Annotated in this window: 2 protein-coding genes; both read left to right on the top strand. The window is 36.9% G+C overall.

Annotation, left to right across the window (positions count from 1 at the left end; translation table 11 throughout):
• Window positions 1–240: YetF domain-containing protein (locus ACFIK8_RS10970; RefSeq protein ID WP_375669446.1), on the top strand; the 240-nt coding region annotated here is incomplete at its 5' end.
• 115 nt (window positions 241–355) lie between these two features.
• Window positions 356–796 (top strand): ABC transporter transmembrane domain-containing protein (locus tag ACFIK8_RS10965; RefSeq protein WP_375669445.1); only part of this gene is annotated, 441 nt, incomplete at its 3' end.

The following is a 796-nucleotide window of genomic DNA, read 5'->3' as shown; positions in this document are numbered from 1 at the left end:
GATTGTACTGTTATTAAAAAGGAAGAGGGTAAAAAATCTACCATTTTAGTACAAAATGGCGAAATTCTTGATGATGGTCTTAAAGAGATTGATAAATCAAAGAAATGGCTTCAAGCAGAATTGAGAAAAAGGCATGTAAAGGTTGAGGATTTATTTGCAGCAGAATGGTATGAGAATACAGACCAAAATAATAAATTTCATGGTAGATTATTTCTTGTCCCTTTTTCAAAAACGGTCTAACTTCAAACATTAATACGTGTAGCTTACTGGAAATGTAGAGACATGACCTGTGAATGATAACAGGGAAAAGGGGTTAGAGTAACTGTTGAGTAGATGATAGAGAAGTAAGGGATTTATGAAACGGAATGAAATGATAAAAACCGTGTCATCAGATACCGGTAAAATTCTGCACACACTTTATAATTTATGGCCTTATATGTGGCCGACAGATCGGCGCGATCTGAAAATGCATGTTGTATGGGCGATATTTTATCTTGTTTTGGCTAAGCTTATTCTCATCTCTGTACCTTATTTTTTTAAATATGCTACGGATACGCTTGATGTGAGCTTTAAATTACCTACATGGGCCCCATCCAGTTGGGTTATTCCCATTATGTTCGTTTTAGTCTACAATATTGCACGTATTGTTCAAGCTGCATTAAACCAGTTACGGGATTCCCTTTTTGCAACCGTTGGTCAGCACGCGATTCGTCAGTTAGCTTATAAGACCTTTGTACATATTCATGGATTGTCTTTGCGATTTCATTTGGAAAGACGAACGGGTGGGCTTTCTCGC

It is taken from the genome of Bartonella sp. MR168JLCBS (assembly GCF_042194175.1).
Note: the sequence above shows the minus strand (reverse complement) of the source record. Positions and strands in the feature narration are given on the sequence as shown.